Source organism: Burkholderia sp. BCC1644, assembly GCF_902833225.1.
Classification (GTDB): Bacteria; Pseudomonadota; Gammaproteobacteria; order Burkholderiales; family Burkholderiaceae; genus Burkholderia.
On sequence record NZ_CADFEI010000002.1, the window covers coordinates 612523 to 628841 of the forward strand.

Annotated in this window: 14 protein-coding genes; 8 read left to right on the forward strand and 6 right to left on the reverse strand. The window is 69.0% G+C overall.

Annotated features, from left to right (window positions below):
• Nucleotide 1 precedes the first annotated feature (1 nt).
• Entirely contained in the window at nucleotides 2–1033 is a 1032-nt protein-coding gene (locus HWX87_RS06150; RefSeq protein ID WP_176046264.1) for an AraC family transcriptional regulator, read from the reverse strand.
• A gap of 263 nt (nucleotides 1034–1296) precedes the next feature.
• Here HWX87_RS06150 and HWX87_RS06155 point away from each other — a divergent pair, with 263 nt between their 5' ends.
• The 5 genes from HWX87_RS06155 to HWX87_RS06175 all read left to right on the forward strand — a co-directional run bounded on the left by HWX87_RS06155 (nucleotide 1297) and on the right by HWX87_RS06175 (nucleotide 7206).
• A complete protein-coding gene (locus HWX87_RS06155; RefSeq protein WP_176046265.1) occupies nucleotides 1297–3012 on the forward strand; it encodes a choline dehydrogenase in 1716 nt (571 codons plus the stop codon).
• Nucleotides 2999–5449: an alpha/beta hydrolase fold domain-containing protein gene (locus tag HWX87_RS06160; RefSeq protein ID WP_176046266.1), complete on the forward strand. Its 2451-nt coding sequence runs from the start codon at nucleotides 2999–3001 to the stop codon at nucleotides 5447–5449. The genes HWX87_RS06155 and HWX87_RS06160 overlap by 14 nt, the downstream gene beginning before the upstream one ends.
• A 182-nt stretch (nucleotides 5450–5631) precedes the next feature.
• Complete coding sequence (locus HWX87_RS06165) at nucleotides 5632–6186, forward strand: protein tyrosine phosphatase (RefSeq protein ID WP_176046267.1); 555 nt, start codon at nucleotides 5632–5634, stop codon at nucleotides 6184–6186.
• Between the two features lie 361 nt (nucleotides 6187–6547).
• Entirely contained in the window at nucleotides 6548–6880 is a 333-nt protein-coding gene (locus HWX87_RS06170; protein ID WP_176046268.1) for a type II toxin-antitoxin system RelE/ParE family toxin, read from the forward strand.
• Nucleotides 6877–7206 carry a transcriptional regulator gene (locus tag HWX87_RS06175; protein ID WP_176046269.1) on the forward strand — a complete coding sequence of 110 codons (330 nt, stop codon included), beginning with the start codon at nucleotides 6877–6879 and terminating at the stop codon, nucleotides 7204–7206. Before HWX87_RS06170 ends, HWX87_RS06175 begins: the two co-directional genes overlap by 4 nt.
• Nucleotides 7207–7221: 15 nt before the next feature.
• Here HWX87_RS06175 and HWX87_RS06180 read toward each other — a convergent pair whose 3' ends face one another.
• Together HWX87_RS06180 and HWX87_RS06185 are read right to left on the reverse strand one after the other, a co-directional pair.
• A complete protein-coding gene (locus HWX87_RS06180) occupies nucleotides 7222–9240 on the reverse strand; it encodes an LssY C-terminal domain-containing protein (RefSeq protein WP_176046270.1) in 2019 nt (672 codons plus the stop codon).
• A 102-nt stretch (nucleotides 9241–9342) separates the two neighbouring features.
• Nucleotides 9343–9795, reverse strand: coding sequence for a hypothetical protein (locus HWX87_RS06185; protein ID WP_176046271.1), 453 nt, complete (start codon nucleotides 9793–9795; stop codon nucleotides 9343–9345).
• A gap of 322 nt (nucleotides 9796–10117) precedes the next feature.
• Between HWX87_RS06185 and HWX87_RS06190 the strand changes: the two genes are divergently transcribed.
• Together HWX87_RS06190 and HWX87_RS06195 are read left to right on the forward strand one after the other, a co-directional pair.
• A complete protein-coding gene (locus HWX87_RS06190) occupies nucleotides 10118–10765 on the forward strand; it encodes a response regulator transcription factor (protein ID WP_176046272.1) in 648 nt (215 codons plus the stop codon).
• Nucleotides 10762–12549 (forward strand): sensor histidine kinase, encoded by a 1788-nt coding sequence (locus tag HWX87_RS06195; RefSeq protein WP_176046273.1) that lies wholly within the window; start codon nucleotides 10762–10764, stop codon nucleotides 12547–12549. The genes HWX87_RS06190 and HWX87_RS06195 overlap by 4 nt, the downstream gene beginning before the upstream one ends.
• Before the next feature lie 26 nt (nucleotides 12550–12575).
• Here HWX87_RS06195 and HWX87_RS06200 read toward each other — a convergent pair whose 3' ends face one another.
• Nucleotides 12576–12767 (reverse strand): hypothetical protein, encoded by a 192-nt coding sequence (locus tag HWX87_RS06200; RefSeq protein WP_279612950.1) that lies wholly within the window; start codon nucleotides 12765–12767, stop codon nucleotides 12576–12578.
• Nucleotides 12768–12990: 223 nt separating this feature from the next.
• On the opposite strand from HWX87_RS06200, the gene HWX87_RS06205 reads away from it, so the two are divergent.
• Nucleotides 12991–13668 carry a hypothetical protein gene (locus HWX87_RS06205; RefSeq protein ID WP_176046274.1) on the forward strand — a complete coding sequence of 226 codons (678 nt, stop codon included), beginning with the start codon at nucleotides 12991–12993 and terminating at the stop codon, nucleotides 13666–13668.
• A 12-nt stretch (nucleotides 13669–13680) separates the two neighbouring features.
• Here HWX87_RS06205 and HWX87_RS06210 read toward each other — a convergent pair whose 3' ends face one another.
• Complete coding sequence (locus tag HWX87_RS06210) at nucleotides 13681–14991, reverse strand: MFS transporter (RefSeq protein WP_176046275.1); 1311 nt, start codon at nucleotides 14989–14991, stop codon at nucleotides 13681–13683.
• Nucleotides 14992–15114: 123 nt separating this feature from the next.
• Entirely contained in the window at nucleotides 15115–16131 is a 1017-nt protein-coding gene (locus HWX87_RS06215; RefSeq protein WP_176046276.1) for an ABC transporter substrate-binding protein, read from the reverse strand.
• Between the last annotated feature and the right edge of the window lie 188 nt (nucleotides 16132–16319).

Sequence of the window (16319 nt, forward strand, 5' to 3'; positions counted from 1 at the left end):
TTCATCGACGGTCGCTTTCCCGTTGCGCCGCGCTGCGATACGCGCCCGGCGGCACGCCGTACCAGCGCTTGAATGCCTGCGAAAAACTCGACAGGTCGCTGAAGCCGAGCCGCTCGGCCACTTCCGCGAGCGACAGCCGCGCATCGCCGAGCAGCGTCTCGGCCATCGCGCCGCGTGCCTGCGCGAGCAACGCGCGAAACGTCGTGCCCTCCTCCTGCAGCCGCCGCTTGAGCGTGCGCGGGCTCGTGTTCATCAGCCGCGCCATGTCCTCGAGCGAGAACGGCGCGCTGCCGGGCGTCGAGCCCAGGTACTGGCGCACCATCTCCGACGTGCCCACGCGCGCGCGCCGCGCTTCGACGAGCTGGCCGCACATCTGCTCGCACATCGACACCGTCAGCGGATTCGCATGCGGCAGCGGCCGGTCGAGAAACGCGCGGTCGAACGCGAGGCTGTTCGCGCGCGCCGAGAACGCCGGCTCGATGCCGGCGATGCGCGGCGCGGCGAGCGACGGCGAGCGCGCGGCCTGCAGCGTGAAGCGCGACAACGTGAAATCGCCGCTGGCGATTTCCTGCAGCAGCACGGCCGCGGCCGTCATGTCGCGCTCGACGAGGAACCGGCTCAGGTCGCCGTCGAGTTCCGGCGCGCCGAAGTTGAGCACGCCCGTATCGGGCGCCTCGCGGTACGTGATGACGGTGTACGCATACGTGAGCGGCAGGAAGCGCATCGCCAGCGCGAGCGCGTCGCGCCCGGTCGCGCTGGCGATCAGCCCGTAGCCCCACACGCCGTACGCGGAGAAGTGATAGCGCAGGCCGACCTCGAACCCGAGGCCCTGCGCACGGCCGAGCGCACGCAACAGGTTGCCGGTCAGCCGCAGCTCCTGCGCGGCCGTCACCTCGACTTTCGGATCGTCGAGTTGCGCGTCCGCGAGCCCCGTGCCGGCCAGCAGCGCCGTGTGCGACACGCCGCGTTCGTCGCCGAAATCGACCAGCAGCCGGGCGCTGGCCGGACTCCGGGTGAAGTCCCAGAAGCTCATGCGGAGAAACCCTCGAAGCGCCGATTTGGCCCAAATACTAAAACAATTGTCCCCAAGCAGCATTGGTGTTTTCCCATGCGGCCCGCACCATCGGCGTCATCCAGTCGTCGTCCGAACGACGCCATCGCCCCAGGAGGAGACACCATGCGACCGAGTCGCCCGACCGAACCCGCCGCCCGCCTTGCACGCAGATGCGCCGCCTGCGCCCGCCTGCCGGCGCGCGCCGACTGATCCATCGACTACCGAAGAAAGGAGACGATTCCATGAGCAAGACTTTCGACTACATCGTCGTCGGCGGCGGGTCGGGCGGCTGCGTCGTCGCGGGGCGCCTGACCGAGGACCCGGCCGTGACCGTCTGCGTGCTCGAGGCCGGCGGCCGCGGCGACAGCGCGGTCGTCAACGTGCCGACCGGCGCGGTCGCGATGATGCCCACACGCCTGAACAACTGGGCGTTCGACACGGTGCCGCAGCCGGGGCTCGGCGGGCGCATCGGCTACCAGCCGCGCGGCAAGGCGCTCGGTGGATCGTCGGCGATCAACGCGATGGTCTATATCCGCGGCCATCGCGTCGACTACGACGGCTGGGCCGCGCTCGGCAACGAAGGCTGGGCGTACGACGACGTGCTGCCGTACTTCCGCCTGAGCGAGCACAACGAACGCTTCGACGATGCGTGGCACGGCCGCGACGGCCCGCTGTGGGTCAGCGACCTGCGCACCGGCAACCCGTTCCATGCGCGCTACCTGGAAGCCGCGCAACAGGCCGGCCTGCCGCTCACCGACGATTTCAACGGTGCGCGGCAGGAAGGCATCGGGATCTACCAGGTCACGCAGAAGCACGGCGAACGCTGGAGCGCGGCGCGCGCGTACCTGCTGCCGCATCTCGGCCGCCGCGACAACCTGACGGTCGAGACGCACGCGCAGGTACTGCGCATCCTGTTCGACGGCACGCGCGCGATCGGTGTCGAGGTGCGGCAGCACGGCGAAGTCCGCACGCTGCGCGCGCGGCGCGAAGTCGTGCTCGCGGCCGGCGCGCTGCAGACGCCGCAGTTGCTGATGCTGTCGGGCGTCGGCCCGGGCCGCGAACTCCAGCAGCTCGGCATCGCGGTGCAGGCCGACCTGCCCGGCGTCGGCCGCAACCTGCAGGATCATCCGGATTTCATCTTCGGCTATCGCACACGCAGCGTCGACACGATGGGCGTGTCCGCGCGCGGCGGCCTGCGGATGCTGCGCGAGTTCGCGCGCTTTCGCCGCGAACGGCGCGGGATGCTGACGTCGAATTTCGCGGAAGGCGGCGGCTTCCTGAAAACGCGTGCCGATCTCGCCGCGCCGGACATCCAGCTGCATTTCGTCGTCGCGCTCGTCGACGATCATGCGCGCAAGCTGCACGCCGGCCACGGGCTGTCGTGCCACGTGTGCCTGCTGCGGCCGCGCAGCCGCGGCTCGGTCACGCTGAACAGCGTCGATCCGCTCGCGGCGCCGCGCATCGATCCCGCGTTCTTCGACGATCCGCGCGATGTCGACGACATGGTCGCGGGCTTCCGGATCACGCGCCGGCTGATGGAAGCACCGGCGCTCGCGAGCTGGCTCACGCGCGACCTGTTCACCGCGAACGTGACGACCGACGACGAAATCCGCGACGTGCTGCGGCGGCGCACCGACACCGTGTATCACCCGGTCGGCACGTGCCGGATGGGTCACGATGAAATGGCCGTCGTCGATCCGCAACTGCGCGTGCGCGGCCTGCAGGGGCTGCGCATCGTCGATGCGTCGGTGATGCCGACGCTGATCGGCGGCAACACCAACGCGCCGACGATCATGATTGCCGAGAAGGCCGTCGACCTGATGCGCGGCGTGCGCCGCGTGCCCGCGCGGTCGCATGCCGAAACCGTCGGTCCGTCGACGAAGCGCGACGCCGTTCTTGCCGCGTGCGCCACGCACGATGTCGTCCAGCCCGAGGAAACCCGCCATGCTGTCGCCTGACCTTTCCCGTTCCGCCGGCTCCGCCGCGCCGCTTGCCGCGATCATCATCGGCGCCGGCTTCGCCGGCATCGGCATGGCCATCGCGCTGCAACGCGCCGGCATCCACGATTTCGTGATCGTCGAACGCTCGCACGACGTCGGCGGCGTATGGCGCGACAACAGCTACCCGGGCGCCGCGTGCGACGTGCCTTCGCACCTGTACTCGTTCTCGTTCGAACCGAATCCAGCCTGGTCGCGCGTGTTCGCGCCGCAACCGGAAATCCATGCGTACCTGCAGCATTGCGCGCGCAAGTACGGCCTCGCGCGCCACCTGCGCTTCGGCGCCGAAGTCGAGCACGCGCGCTACGACGAAGCCCGCGCGCTGTGGCACGTCACGCTCGCCGACGGCACGACGCTCAGCGCCGCCATGCTCGTCAGCGGCACCGGCCAGTTGAGCCGTCCGGCGATGCCCGACCTGCCCGGCATCGACACGTTCCGCGGCCGTGCATTCCACTCCGCGCACTGGGATCACGACTATTCGCTCGCCGGCAAGCGCGTGGCCGTGGTCGGCACCGGCGCGTCGGCGATCCAGTTCGTGCCGGCGATCGCCGGCAGCGTTCGGCACCTGACCGTGTTCCAGCGTTCGCCGGCCTACGTGATACCGCGCCCCGACCGCGCGTATCGCCCGTGGGAGCAGGCGCTGTTTCGCCGGATGCCGTGGGCGATGAAGCTGCACCGCGCTTCGATCTACGTGCGCTACGAATCGCGTGCGATCGCGTTCACGCGCCTGCACGGGCTGATGAAAGTAGCGGTCGGCCGACCGTTCCGCAAGCTGCTTGCGCGCGACGTGCCGGACCCCGCGCTGCGCGCACGGCTCACGCCCGACTACCCGATCGGCTGCAAGCGGCTCCTGCTGTCGAGCGAATACCTCGCGACGATGAGCCGCGAGAACGTCGAACTCGTCACGCAACGGATCCGGCGCGTGACCGAGGACGGGATCGAAACCGTCGACGGCGTCCATCATCCGGTCGATGCGATCGTCTACGGCACGGGATTCGCGGCGACCGAGTTCCTGTCGCCGATGCGCATCACGGGCCGTGACGGGCTCGACCTGAACGACGCGTGGCGACGCGGTGCGCAGGCCTATCTCGGGCTCACCGTGCCCGGCTTCCCGAATTTCTTCATGCTGTACGGCCCGAACACCAACCTCGGGCACAACTCGATCGTCTACATGCTCGAAAGCCAGATCGCGCACGTGATGCGCTGCGTGCGGGCGATGCGACGCGACGGTTCGCGCGAGATCGACGTCGATGCGCGCCGCTACCGGCGCTTCAACGCGCACGTGCAGCAGCGGCTCGCCGGTTCGGTGTGGAGCGGCTGCCAGAGCTGGTACGTCGATGCATCGGGGCACAACAGCACGAACTGGCCGGGCTTCACGCTGACCTACCGGTGGATCACGCGGTTCACCGGCATGTCCGCGTATCGCTTCACGCGTCCGTTGCCCGAGCCGGCCGCGCCGACGCGCGGCGCGGTGGTCGCGCCACCTGCCGGCGGGCTGGAGGCGCTCGCCGCCGCTGCGCTGCGCGGCTTCCTGCGCGTCGCGTTCCGGCCGCTGATCGGGCCGCCGTTCGGCGCGCGCATGCAGCGCCGTGTCGTCGCGCTGCTGTCGCCGCTGATGCCCGGCGTGGGCGGCACGCTGCGCTACCGCCTGTCCGCGCACCGCGTGCCGGTCGAAGTCGTCGCGCCGAAGCGCGGCGATACGGGTGGCGCGATCCTGTATCTGCATGGCGGCGCGTTCTGCCTTGGCGGGCCGCATACGCATCGCGGCGTGACGACGCGGCTCGCGAACGATGCGGGCCTGCCGGTGTGGGTGCCCGATTACCGGCTCGCGCCCGAACACCCGAGCCCGGCCGCGCTCGACGATGCGCTGGCCGTGTACGACGCGATGCGCGCGCAAGGTCATGCGCCGCACCGGATCGTGATCGCCGGCGACTCGGCCGGCGGTGCGCTGGCACTTGCGCTCGCGATCGCGCTGCGCGAGCGCGGCGACCCGGCCGCCGCTGCGCTGCTGCTGATCTCGCCCGTGACCGACCCGGCGCTCGGCGGTGCGACACTCGCCTCGCGCCGCCACGACGATCCGATGATCCGGCGCGGCTGGCTCGAACAGGGGCTGCGCTGGTACCACGGCGCCGGCTCGGCCGCCGCGCGCGGCCCGCTCGACACCGACCTGCGCGGCCTGCCGCCGATGCTGGTCCAGGCCGGCGACCAGGAGGTACTGCTGTCGGACGCGCAGCGGCTGGCCGATCACGCGAGCGCGTGCGGCGTGCCATGCCGGCTGGAGATTCATGCGGCGCGCTGGCACGTGTTTCATCTGCAGGCGTTTTACCTGCGGTCGGCGCGCGATGCGTTGCGGACGCTGGCGGCGTTTGCGGTGGAACGGGTGGCTGCGACGGCATGACGATCGGGCGGCGATGCGTGGCGATCCGCGCATGCGCGTATCGCCGCGCCCGCTTGCAGCAAAGCGACACCGTCTTGCGAAAAACGGCGCTTTATTTTTTTCCGTCACGCGCGGCCGTCATGATCTCCGCAAGCCCCGGCGCGCGGCCGGGGCGACCACCACCCCACTCAGGCGGAGACATCATGAAAAGAAGGCACACCCTCAACGCACTTGCGCTGCTCTGTTGCGTCGGCATCCAGTGCGCGACGTCGGCGTTCGCCGACGAGCCGAAGAAAGTCGCGTTCGTCGACACGGGCAACACCGGGCGCAGCGTGATGGCCGAAGCGATCGCGGGCCAGCTGATCGCGCAGCGCCATGCGCACATCGCGGTGATCTCGCGCGCGGTCGACGAGGATCCGTACGACGAAAAACCGGAGGAGAACGGTGTGATCCTGATGAAGCGGCGCGGCATCGACACGTCCGCGCACCGCTCGGTGCAGTTGAACGCGAACGACGTCAAGCATTCCGACGTGATCCTGACGATGACCGACAAGCACAAGGAGAAGGTGCTCGCGCTCTATCCGTCGGCGGCCGGCAAGGTGTTCACGCTCGCCGAGTATGCGTCCGGGAAGCACCTCGACGTACCCGACGCGTGGGGCAAGCCGATGGATTTCTACGAATCGGTGACCGCGCAGCTCGACACGTACATTCCGGCCGCGCTCGACAAGGTCGCGACGGCCGCGCCGGCGAAGCAGTAACGCACGAAGGCCTGTCGGCTCGCCAGGCACGCAATGTGCCGGCGCCGACAGGTTTGCCCTTCGCGCCATTCCCTCCAGCACACCCTGCCCACCGCGCGCCCGTCATCGGGCCGTCGACTTTGGCCATTCGGCCGAATCGTCACCCGGCACACCGGATGAAAGAATGATCGTCGTCCGGGAAGCCGGTTTCGCTGCCTGAAATCCCGCCCCTCGAAGATGCCGCATGCACTGCAACTGCCACGCATGCGGCGTTGTGTGTCGCCCCGACTCGCCAATGTGCGTACGACGCTGCGCGCACCAACCGGCAGTTCGCACGACCCCCTCCATTTCCACCCACCTTTCGCGTAGCTTATAAGTTACAATGCTCTCCAAGTTCGAACTTCTTCGCTACCAGCGCGACGATGGTCGCGAGCCCTTCACCGAATGGCTGAACGCCGTGCGCGACAAGCTCGCTCAGGCACGGATTCGTGAACGCCTGCGCCGCGTGCAAACCGGCAACTTCGGTGATTGCGAGCCTGTCGGCGAAGGCGTGATCGAACTGCGCGTCCACGTCGGTGCCGGCTATCGCGTGTATTTCGGGCGGCATGGCGGCGCACTGGTACTGTTGCTGTCAGGCGGCGACAAGCACAGCCAACCCGACGACATCAGGCGCGCCAAGGAACACTGGTCGAACTGGAAACGGAGGCAATCATGACCAAACTCAAAGGCGCGGTATCGCACCACGACGCCGAAGTCGTCGAACTCGGCGCCGACCGCGAACTCGCGGTCGCCTATCTGCGCGTCGCGATGGAGTCGCTCGACGATCCCGACAATCGCGCGGCCGGCCTGCTCGCGCTGCGTACGGTCGCGGAAGCCTACGGCGGGCTCGGCGCGGTCGCGGCCGAAGCCGGCATCAGCCGCGAATCGCTGTATCGCACGCTGTCCCCGAACGGCAACCCGACGCTGAAAACCCTGCTCGCGGTGCTCAAGACCGTCGGCCTGCGCCTGTCCGTCGTCCCCGCGCAGCCCGCGCACGCATGAGCGGCACCCTCCCGCTCACGGCCTGACCATCCACACGAGCAGCATCTCGGCCGGCGCGGCCGTCATCCCCGCCGGCGGACGCTCGATCGTCGGCTCGACCGCCAGCGCCTGCGCGATCGCCGCCGCGTCGTCGATCGGCGTCGTGCGCACGATCGTCATCAGGCGCGCCGGCCGGTGCAGCGCCTCGCGATACAGCGCGCCGTACCACAGCGGTCGCATGCCGAGCGCGTCCTGCAGCACGTACGGATAGCGCCACAGCCGCAGTACGAGGCGGCTGTCCGGGTGGGCCGGATCGACGCGCACGAACACGCGGCGCGTGCTTTCGCCGTGCGTGTAGCGCGGCAGCACGGGCAGCGCATCGGCCGGCGCCTGCGGCAACAGCCAGCGCAGCGCGGTGGCCGGCGACCACGGCGTCGCGCGCTGCCAGCCGGCCTGCGCGAGATGCCGGTCGAGCGTGTCGGATGTCGCACTCCATTGCAGCGGCAGATATTCCTCGCGGTCGCCGCCGATCTCGGTGCGCCGCGTCGGCACGCGCTGCCACCCGCCGCGCAACCACTGGTCGACGGTCATCGCGACCACGTCGCCGACATGCGGGCGCGCCGCGCGATCGAGCTGCCATTGTGCAGGGACCGTCCATACGCCGGCCGTCGCGAGCACCACGAGCACCGCGACGAGCGCGCCCCGCGGCTGCACATGCTCGCGCACACGCCAGTACGCATACGCGCCGGCGAGCAGCGCGAACCAGGCCAGCCCGAGGCTCCATCCGCCGAGCAGCCCCGACAGCCAGGTATCGCCGACGTACAGCCGCGCGAAACCGCCGAGCACGATCCACAGCACGACCGCCGTCACGACCGGAATGCGCCACAGCGCGGGCCGGTCGCGCGTGATCACCCAGCCGAGGCCGCTGCTCGCGAGAATCGCGAACGCGGCATCTGCATCGGGCAGCGGTACGTGCAGCGCGCCGGGCGGCAGGCTCGCGGGCGTCGCGCCCGGCACACCCGCGCCGAACGCCGGTACGAGCACGACGGCGACACCGACCGTCGCGAGCCACCACGCGGCAGTCAGCCAGCAGCGATGGATCATCAGCCAGACCAGAAACGCGGCCGCGACGATCAGCCCCGTATCGTGCCCGTGCAGCACGGCAAGCGCACTCATCGCGGCGTCGACGGGCGGTGTGCGCAGGTTCTGCAGGAACGCATACAGCCCGATGTCCGCGTGCATCAGCGGATCGTTCGCGACGACATCCTGCACGATCCCCGCGAACAGCCACACGCAGCCGACGAACAGCAGCGCGAGCACGGGCACCGCACCGGGCAGGCCGCGCAGATGCGCGATCGCGTCGTGCAGCCGCGCGCCGAACCGCGGCCAGCGGCGCGCGCATGCGTGCACGGCTTCGACGAGCGCGCGGCGCAGCAACGGCCAGCCGCGCCGCAGCGCGACGCGCACGCCGATCCACACGAGCGCGACCAGGGCGGCGACGACCAGCAGGATCACGGCGACCCGCACGCTGATCGCCGCGGCCAGCGCGGCCGATGCGCCGAACAGGATGCCCGGCGCGACGTGGACGGGCGCCCACACGAGCGCCGACACGACGTTGACCGGATAGAACGACCGGCGTGGCAGCGTCGCGCAGCCGACGACGACCGGCACGACCGCACGCACCGGTGCGAGGAAGCGCGCGAGCACGATGCTCTTCATCCCGTGACGCAGCACGAACTCCTCGCCGCGCGCATACGCGTTCGCATAGCCGAAGCGCGTCCACACGTTGCGGATCATCCCGCGATAGTGCCGCCCGAGCTCGTAGCTGATCCCGTCGCCGACCACCGCGCCGACGGCCGCGACGCCGATCGTCGTCCACCCGTCGAGCGCGCCGGCGCCGATCAGCGCCCCGGCCGCGAACATCACCGCGCCGGCCGGCACCACCGTGCCGATCAGCGCGATCGCCTCGGCGCACGCCGTCACGAACACGATCGCCAGCACGAGCAGCGGATGCGCGCCGATCGCGCCGATCCACGCGTGGATCGTGTCGCTCATCGCGCGCCCCGTGGCGAAACGATCCGGCGGACGAACACCGGATCGGCGATGGCAGGGGGAACGGTCATGGCAGGGTGCGCGCGGTCGCGCCGGCTTAAGCGGTCAATCGAACTCGTGCTGCCGCGCATCGGCCTCGAGCGGCGCATCGTGGTAGCCGACCGTCGCGATCTCCTGCAGATAGCGCGCCAGAAATGCGCCGATCGACCCGGCGGCCTCGTACTGATGCACGTGACGGAATTCGTGGGTCAGCAGGCGGCGCGTGTCCTGCCCGCGCAGCACGTACACCGCATGGCCGAGCGTCAGGCCGATCGTCCCCGGCGACAGCAGCCCCGTGTCGCGGGCGATCGCGGCAAGCGTTGGCGTCTCGGGGAACGGCATGCGATCGACGATCACCACGCGGATCCGTTCCGGCCGGGCAACGCCCACCGTGCGTGCATCGTCGGCCTGCGCCGGCGTCAGCGGCGTGCCCTGCGCGATCCCGCGCGCCGCCTCCGCTTCGGCCCACGCGACGGCGGCGGGTAACGCGGACGGCAGGATATCGGCAAGGTCGATCATTGCGGGGCTCCCCGGTGGGTGTAGTGGCATCGGGCACCAGTTTAGTCCCGATTCGTAGCGCTTCGAGACGCGGTTCGCGTCGCACCGCGCCGGTCCAGCCCAGGCATGGCAACGATCAGGGAATACCCTTATCGTCGCGCACTACCCGCCATGCGCTTTCCCGTCGATTATTTCGTTTCAGTACACATTCCGCGACCAGCTATCTCGAAAATTTCCCGGATGAGTACCGTTTTCGGATTCGACGGAATATATTGGTCAGAAGAACAGCCGCGGCGATAACCGGACAAGCAGTTCGCGGCGTGATCCCGAAGAGGACCGCTAGATGATCAGGGTAATTCTGGCTGACGATCACGCAGTCATGCGGGACGGACTGCGTTACATCCTGGAGATGGCCGGCGGTTTCGAGATCGTCGGCGAGGCGAGCGACGGCTCGGCCACGCTCGCGCTCGCCGAACGCGCGGCCGCCGACGTGCTGCTGCTCGACCTGTCGATGCCCGCGCCGACCGGCATCGAGCTGATCCGGCTGGTCAAGAGCCATGCGCCGTCGCTGCGCACGCTCGTGCTGACGATGCACGCCGAGGCGCAGTACGCCGCGCGCGCGTTCAAGGCCGGCGCCACCGGCTACCTGACGAAGGACAGCGCGACCGCCGAGCTCGTCGAAGCGGTCGGCAAGGTCGCGGCGGGCGGCATCTACGTGAGCCCGTCGGCAGCCGAAAGCCTCGCGCGCACGCTGCGCGCGCCGGCTGTGACATTGCCGCACGAGCGGCTGTCCACCCGCGAACTCGACGTGATGCGCCGCATCGTCGCCGGCCAGACCGTTACGCAGATCGCGTCCGAACTCGCGCTGAGCGCGAAGACGGTCAGCACGTACAAGACACGGATCCTCGAGAAGATGGAACTGCCGCACGAAGCCGCACTGGTCCGCTACGCGGTGCGCCACGACCTCGACCCCGGCGCCAACGACGCATGACGGCCGCCTTCCGCTTCCCGCCCGCGCCGCCGGACGACGACGATCCGGACGCGTCGCGCCTGTTCATGTCGTCGCTGCCGCCGGGCCGGCGCGAACGGCGGTTCGCGCTCGCGACCGTGCTCGTGTCGGCCGTGATCTTCGCCGCGCTCGCGCCGTTCGCGGGCATGCCGCTCGCGCCGGGCTGGGCGTTCATTCCCGTGTACCAGTCGGCGATCGTCGTCAACGACATGGTGACGGCCGGCCTGCTGCTCGGCCAGTACGCGATCCTGCGCCAGAAGCCGCTGCTCGTGCTCGCGGGCGGCTACCTGTTCACGGGCTTCATGGCCGGCACGCACATGCTGACCTTCCCCGGGCTGTTCGCGCCGCACGGCCTGCTCGGCGCCGGCGACCAGACCACCGCGTGGCTGTACCTGTTCTGGCACGGCGGCTTTCCGCTGGCGGTTTCCGCCTATGCGCTGCTGCGCGCGACCTTGCGCACCCGCCCGATCCCCACCCCGCAGCGCCGGGCGGCGATTCCGGTGGTGTTCTGCATCGCGTCGGCGGTCGCCGCGACGGTCGCGCTCGCGCTGCTCGCGACGGCCGGCCACGACCTGTTGCCACGCATCATGAACGGCAACCGGATGGCCGCGACGATGACGAACGCGATCACGGTCGTCTGGGGGCTGAACCTGGTCGCGCTGATGCTGATGTGGTGGCAGCGGCGCCGCCATTCCGTGCTCGACTTGTGGGTGATGACGGTGCTCGTCGCGTGGCTGTTCGACATCGCGCTGTCGTCGATGCTGAATCACGGGCGCTACGATCTCGGCTTCTACGCGGGGCGCGCGTACGGCCTCGTCGCGTCCGGCGTCGTGTTGTTCGCGATGCTGTTCGAGAACGGCCGGCTGCATGCGCAAACCGTGCGCGCACTGGCCGGCGCGCGCTATCAGCATCTGCTCGTCGTGCAGAAAAGCGCGCAGCTGAACGACGCGAACGAACGGCTCGAACAGCGCGTCGCCGCGCGCACCGCGCAACTGAGCGCGTCGAACCGCGATCTGCGGCGCGAAGTCGAGGAGCGCGTGCGTGCGGAGCGCGCGCTGCAGGCGTCACGCGAAGAACTGCGCGAGATTGCCGCGATCAGCGCCAGCGCGCGCGAAGCCGAGCAACGCCGCATCGCGCGCGAACTGCACGACGAACTCGCGCAGACGCTCGCGACGCTGAAGAACGATCTCGAATGGCTGATCGACCGCGTGCCGCAGGACGACGCGCAACTCGCGCGCAAGATCGCGGCGATGCATACGCTCGCGCGCGGTGCGGTCGCCGCGACGCGACGCATCGCGTCCGATCTGCGCCCGCTGATGCTGGATGACCTCGGTTTCGCCGCGGCGATGCAATGGCTCGTGGAAGATTTCCGGCACCGTCACGGGATTGCGTGCTCGCTGCACGTCGAACCGCCCGAGCTGCAGCTCGACGAGCCGTATGCAACGGCCGTGTTCCGCATCGCGCAGGAAGCGCTCGCGAACGTCGCGCGGCATGCGGCCGCGTCGCATGCGGACGTCGAGCTCGTGCACGGCGGCGATACGATCGCGCTGACGATTCGCGACGACGGCGCGGGCTTCGATCCCGGCGTGCCGCGCAAGTCTGGGTCGTTCGGGCTGGTGGGATTGCGCGAGCGCGCGTATCTGGTCGGCGGCACGCTGCGGATCGCCACGACGCTCGGCGAAGGCACGACGGTCGAGGTCGAGATTCCGCTGACGCGTGCGCCTGTTGCGGCCGCGCACGGCGGGGATGGGGTTTTGCGGAGGTAAACCGGGTGAATGCCGAAGGCAATGGCTTAGTCGCCCGCCTTCGTCGCGCGTGCCACGTTCAACATGCGCTCGAGCTCCGCCTGAACGCTTGCAGCCTCGATGTATTCACCGGTCCGTCGCGCCTCGTCACGCGACGCCAGGCCGCGTGCCACAAACTCGCGCTGCACGCGTCGGCGCGCAACACCATCGCGAAACATACTCATCATCGTCATTTTCATTTTCTCGCTCCATACGTCGCATTTGCAACGCATGGTAGCGCATCGACTTGATGCGCAACGGCCCACCGACCGCGATTCATTTCCTGCTCGGCACTTCGCGCTTGCCATCATCCCGTGGTGCCATTGTTCGTCCCGGCCCTGGCACGACGCTACAATTCGTCGCGCCCCTCCACATCAGCCGTTCCATTGCACCGGCCGACCGGACTTCCCCCCCTTCGCCACGATGAAAACCCTTCGCAGCTATGTCCTTTCCTTCTGCATCGTCGTAGTCGGCTGGCTTGCCGTCTCGCTGCTGTGCTGGCCCGTCCTGCTCGCGCTGCAGGCGCTGACGACGGCCGTGTTCATTCCGCATCCGGCCGGCAGCTACATCGGGCTCGGCTTCGTGTCGACCGCGCGGCTCACGGATTTTCCGACCAACTTCGTCGGCGCCTTTTCGGTGCCTTTCATGAACGTGCCGATCGGGTTCATTGCGATCGCCTGGTGGTTCGGCGTAGGCCTGATCGTACCGTCCGCTTACCAGCGCTACCGCACCAAGCCGCGCGGCCGCGTATCGCGGGCCGTCGTGTGGCGCGCGGCCCGCTCGCTGGCGATCCTGACCGCCGTGGTGTTCGTCATCGCGACACCGTTCCTGCGTCGCTACGAAATCGTGACGCCGGATCACCTCTACGTGCGGCACCTGTTCGACTGGCACGAACGCGCGTATCCGCTCGCCTCGCTGCGGGAAATCCACGTGGACGATCCCGGCGGCAGCCGCAGCATCATCACGTGGGATTTCATCTTCGACGGCGACAACCGCTTCACGACGACCGCACCCGACATCAAGGCGCTCAAGTACCTGATGTCGAATACGCACGCGTCGGCCAATTTCACGTTCGTCGGGAACCGGTTGACGATGCGATAGCGACGCGCCGCCTCACACCCGCGCCGCCACCATCCCCCGCTCCGAGCGCGTCCACGCGACCAGCGCGCCGATCCCGAGCAGCGCGAGGCACACGATCGGCACGATCATCGGCCCGAACGCGGTGCCCGTCACCTTGCCCGCGAACGGCATCAGGTTCTGGCTGAAGAAGCCGCCGAGGTTGCCGATCGAGTTGATCGCCGCGACGCTCGCCGCCGCCCGCGCGCCGGTGAAATAACGCGGCGGCATCGACCAGAAGCACGGATACAGCAGCGGGATGCACGCACCGCCCAGCACGAGCGCGATAAAACGCAGCGGCGTCGACGGCAGCACCAGACTCAGCAGGAAACCGAGCGCGCCCAGTGCCGCGACGATCGCGATCGTGCGCAGGATGCTCTTCGCGCGGCGCAGTTTCCCCGGCAGCCGCACCAGCAGCAGCACGGCAAGCGCCCACGGCAGCATGCTCAGGAAGCCGTTCGTCGTGCTCGACACGCCGAACGATTTCACGAGTGTCGGCAGCCAGTACGTGACGCCGTACAGCGACGTCGACATCAGCATGTAGGTCGCCGCGAACAGCATCACGCGCGGATCGAGCAATGCCTTCCACGGCTGGCCGTGCTCGGCCTGCGCGGGCTTCTCGCGTTCGAGCGCGGCCTCGACGATCTGTTTCTCGCGGTCGTCCAGGAAACGGGCGTCGCGCACCGATGCGGGCAGCACGCGGAACACGACGATCGCGACGATCACGGCCGGGATGCCCGTTGCAATGAACACCCACTGCCAGCCCGCCAGCCCCCACACGCCGTTCAGGCTCAGCAGCACGCCGCCGACCAGCGAGCCGAGCATGTTCGCGAGCGCGCTGCCGAGCGTGAAGATGCCGAGCACCTTCGCGCGGTAGCTCTGCGGGAACCACAGCGTCAGGTAGTAGATCACGCCCGGATAGAAGCCGGCCTCGGCGATGCCGAGCACGAAGCGCAGCGCGCAGAACGCGGGCATCGACGTCGTGAAGCCCATCAGCACCGTGATGAGCCCCCACGTCAGCATGATCCGCGCGAGCCACACGCGGGCGCCGTAGCGATGCAGCGCGAGCGTGCTCGGCACCTCGAACAGCAGGTAGCCGATGAAGAACAGCGACGACGCAAGCCCGAACGCGGCCTCCGTCATCCCGAGGCTGTGCACCATCTGCAGTTTCGCGAAACCGACGTTCTGCCGGTCGATGAACGCGATCAGGAACATCACGACGAGGATGGGCAGCAGGCGCCGCGCCATCTTCGACATGATGCGCTGTTCTTCGGCGGACGCGGGGTCCAGGGTGTCGGTAGCGTTCACTTCAGGCTCCTTGCGTGAATCGGTTGCATGTCGGTTTCAGGTCGGTTGCGTATCGGTTGAATCGGCGCTTCGCGCGGCAAGCGCGCGAGCGCAGGATGTCTCGCCGGATGGGGGCGGCGGCAGTCAGCCCGACCGGTAGGCGTCGAGCATCGGCGCAAACATCTCGTGCCACGCGCGCGGCTTTGCCTTGATCGTGCCGGCGAGGTACAGGAATTCGACGTAGTCCATCAGCTGGTTCGGCAGCACCGAGAAGCGCGTGTCGGGCGCGGCGAGCATTTGCATCACGTCGTCGTGCGACACACCGACACCCGACGACGCCGCATACAGCGCAGCCGCCGCGCGCGGGTCCCGCGCGATCAGGCGGTTCGCTTCGTCGAGCGCGCCGAGAAACGCGACGGCCAGTGCGGGCTCCGCATCGACGAGCCGCTTCGGCGCGAACACGACGTCGAGCGTCAGCGGGCCGAGCACGTCGACCGAACTCACGACGCGATGAATGCCCGGCTGCCGCAGCTCGAGCGTCGAGAACGGTGGCGACGTGAAGTGCGCGGTGACGCCGTTCTCGCGGCGGATCAGCGCCTGCATCGCCTGCGGATGCGGCAGGTTCACGGTGATCGAATCGAGTTGCGCGAAATGCTTCGGGCCGAGCTGCCGGCCCGCGACCATCTGCAACACGACGGCCGACAGCGACGTGCGGATGCCCGGCACCGCGATCCGGTCGGACGGCGTGAAGTCGCGCAGCGACGTCAGGCCCGGACGGTTCGCGTTCAGCGACAGCGACGTGGTCGACAGCCCGCTGATGCCGATCACTTCGACGTTCGGAATGCCGCGGGCCCGCGCCCACAGCTCGATGAAGCCCGGCGCGCCGGCGCCCGCGAAATCGAGCGTGCCGGCCATCATCGCGTCGTTGACGGAATTGCCGCCGTCGAGCAGCACCCAGTCGACCGCGACGTCGCGCACGCCGTGGCGCGCTGCGTGCTGCTCGAACAGCCGCTGCTTCTCCATCACGAGCAGCGGCAGGTACAGCACGCCATAGCCTTTGGAAATCCGCACCGTGCGCGGCTTCGCCCGCACGAGCGCCGGCGCGGCGAGCACGCCGAGACCGGCGGCGATCAGTGCGCGGCGGCGCGGCGACGTCGTCATGCGCACGCCGCCATGCGACGGACGGCAAACGGCCACGCGAAGGCCGCCGGCGCGCTGCGTCGCACGTTCGTCGCTCCCGTGACATGCTGCATGTTGCCGTCTCCTTGAATAATTCTGGTATTAATGCCGTCCTTGCCTGCTGCTTCCGGCTCGACACAGGTTATCGACCGAGTCTGAGAAAATGCTGA

Bases quoted from the DNA above. Each gene is read 5' to 3' on its own strand.
- HWX87_RS06175 (WP_176046269.1), top strand. From the start codon at position 6,877: ATGACCAAACTCAAAGGCGCGGTATCGCACCACGACGCCGAAGTCGTC.
- HWX87_RS06160 (WP_176046266.1), top strand. From the start codon at position 2,999: ATGCTGTCGCCTGACCTTTCCCGTTCCGCCGGCTCCGCCGCGCCGCTT.
- HWX87_RS06165 (WP_176046267.1), top strand. From the start codon at position 5,632: ATGAAAAGAAGGCACACCCTCAACGCACTTGCGCTGCTCTGTTGCGTC.
- HWX87_RS06185 (WP_176046271.1), bottom strand. From the start codon at position 9,795: ATGATCGACCTTGCCGATATCCTGCCGTCCGCGTTACCCGCCGCCGTC.
- HWX87_RS06200 (WP_279612950.1), bottom strand. From the start codon at position 12,767: ATGAAAATGACGATGATGAGTATGTTTCGCGATGGTGTTGCGCGCCGA.
- HWX87_RS06205 (WP_176046274.1), top strand. From the start codon at position 12,991: ATGAAAACCCTTCGCAGCTATGTCCTTTCCTTCTGCATCGTCGTAGTC.
- HWX87_RS06190 (WP_176046272.1), top strand. From the start codon at position 10,118: ATGATCAGGGTAATTCTGGCTGACGATCACGCAGTCATGCGGGACGGA.
- HWX87_RS06180 (WP_176046270.1), bottom strand. From the start codon at position 9,240: ATGAGCGACACGATCCACGCGTGGATCGGCGCGATCGGCGCGCATCCG.
- HWX87_RS06155 (WP_176046265.1), top strand. From the start codon at position 1,297: ATGAGCAAGACTTTCGACTACATCGTCGTCGGCGGCGGGTCGGGCGGC.
- HWX87_RS06150 (WP_176046264.1), bottom strand. From the start codon at position 1,033: ATGAGCTTCTGGGACTTCACCCGGAGTCCGGCCAGCGCCCGGCTGCTG.
- HWX87_RS06195 (WP_176046273.1), top strand. From the start codon at position 10,762: ATGACGGCCGCCTTCCGCTTCCCGCCCGCGCCGCCGGACGACGACGAT.
- HWX87_RS06170 (WP_176046268.1), top strand. From the start codon at position 6,548: ATGCTCTCCAAGTTCGAACTTCTTCGCTACCAGCGCGACGATGGTCGC.
- HWX87_RS06215 (WP_176046276.1), bottom strand. From the start codon at position 16,131: ATGACGACGTCGCCGCGCCGCCGCGCACTGATCGCCGCCGGTCTCGGC.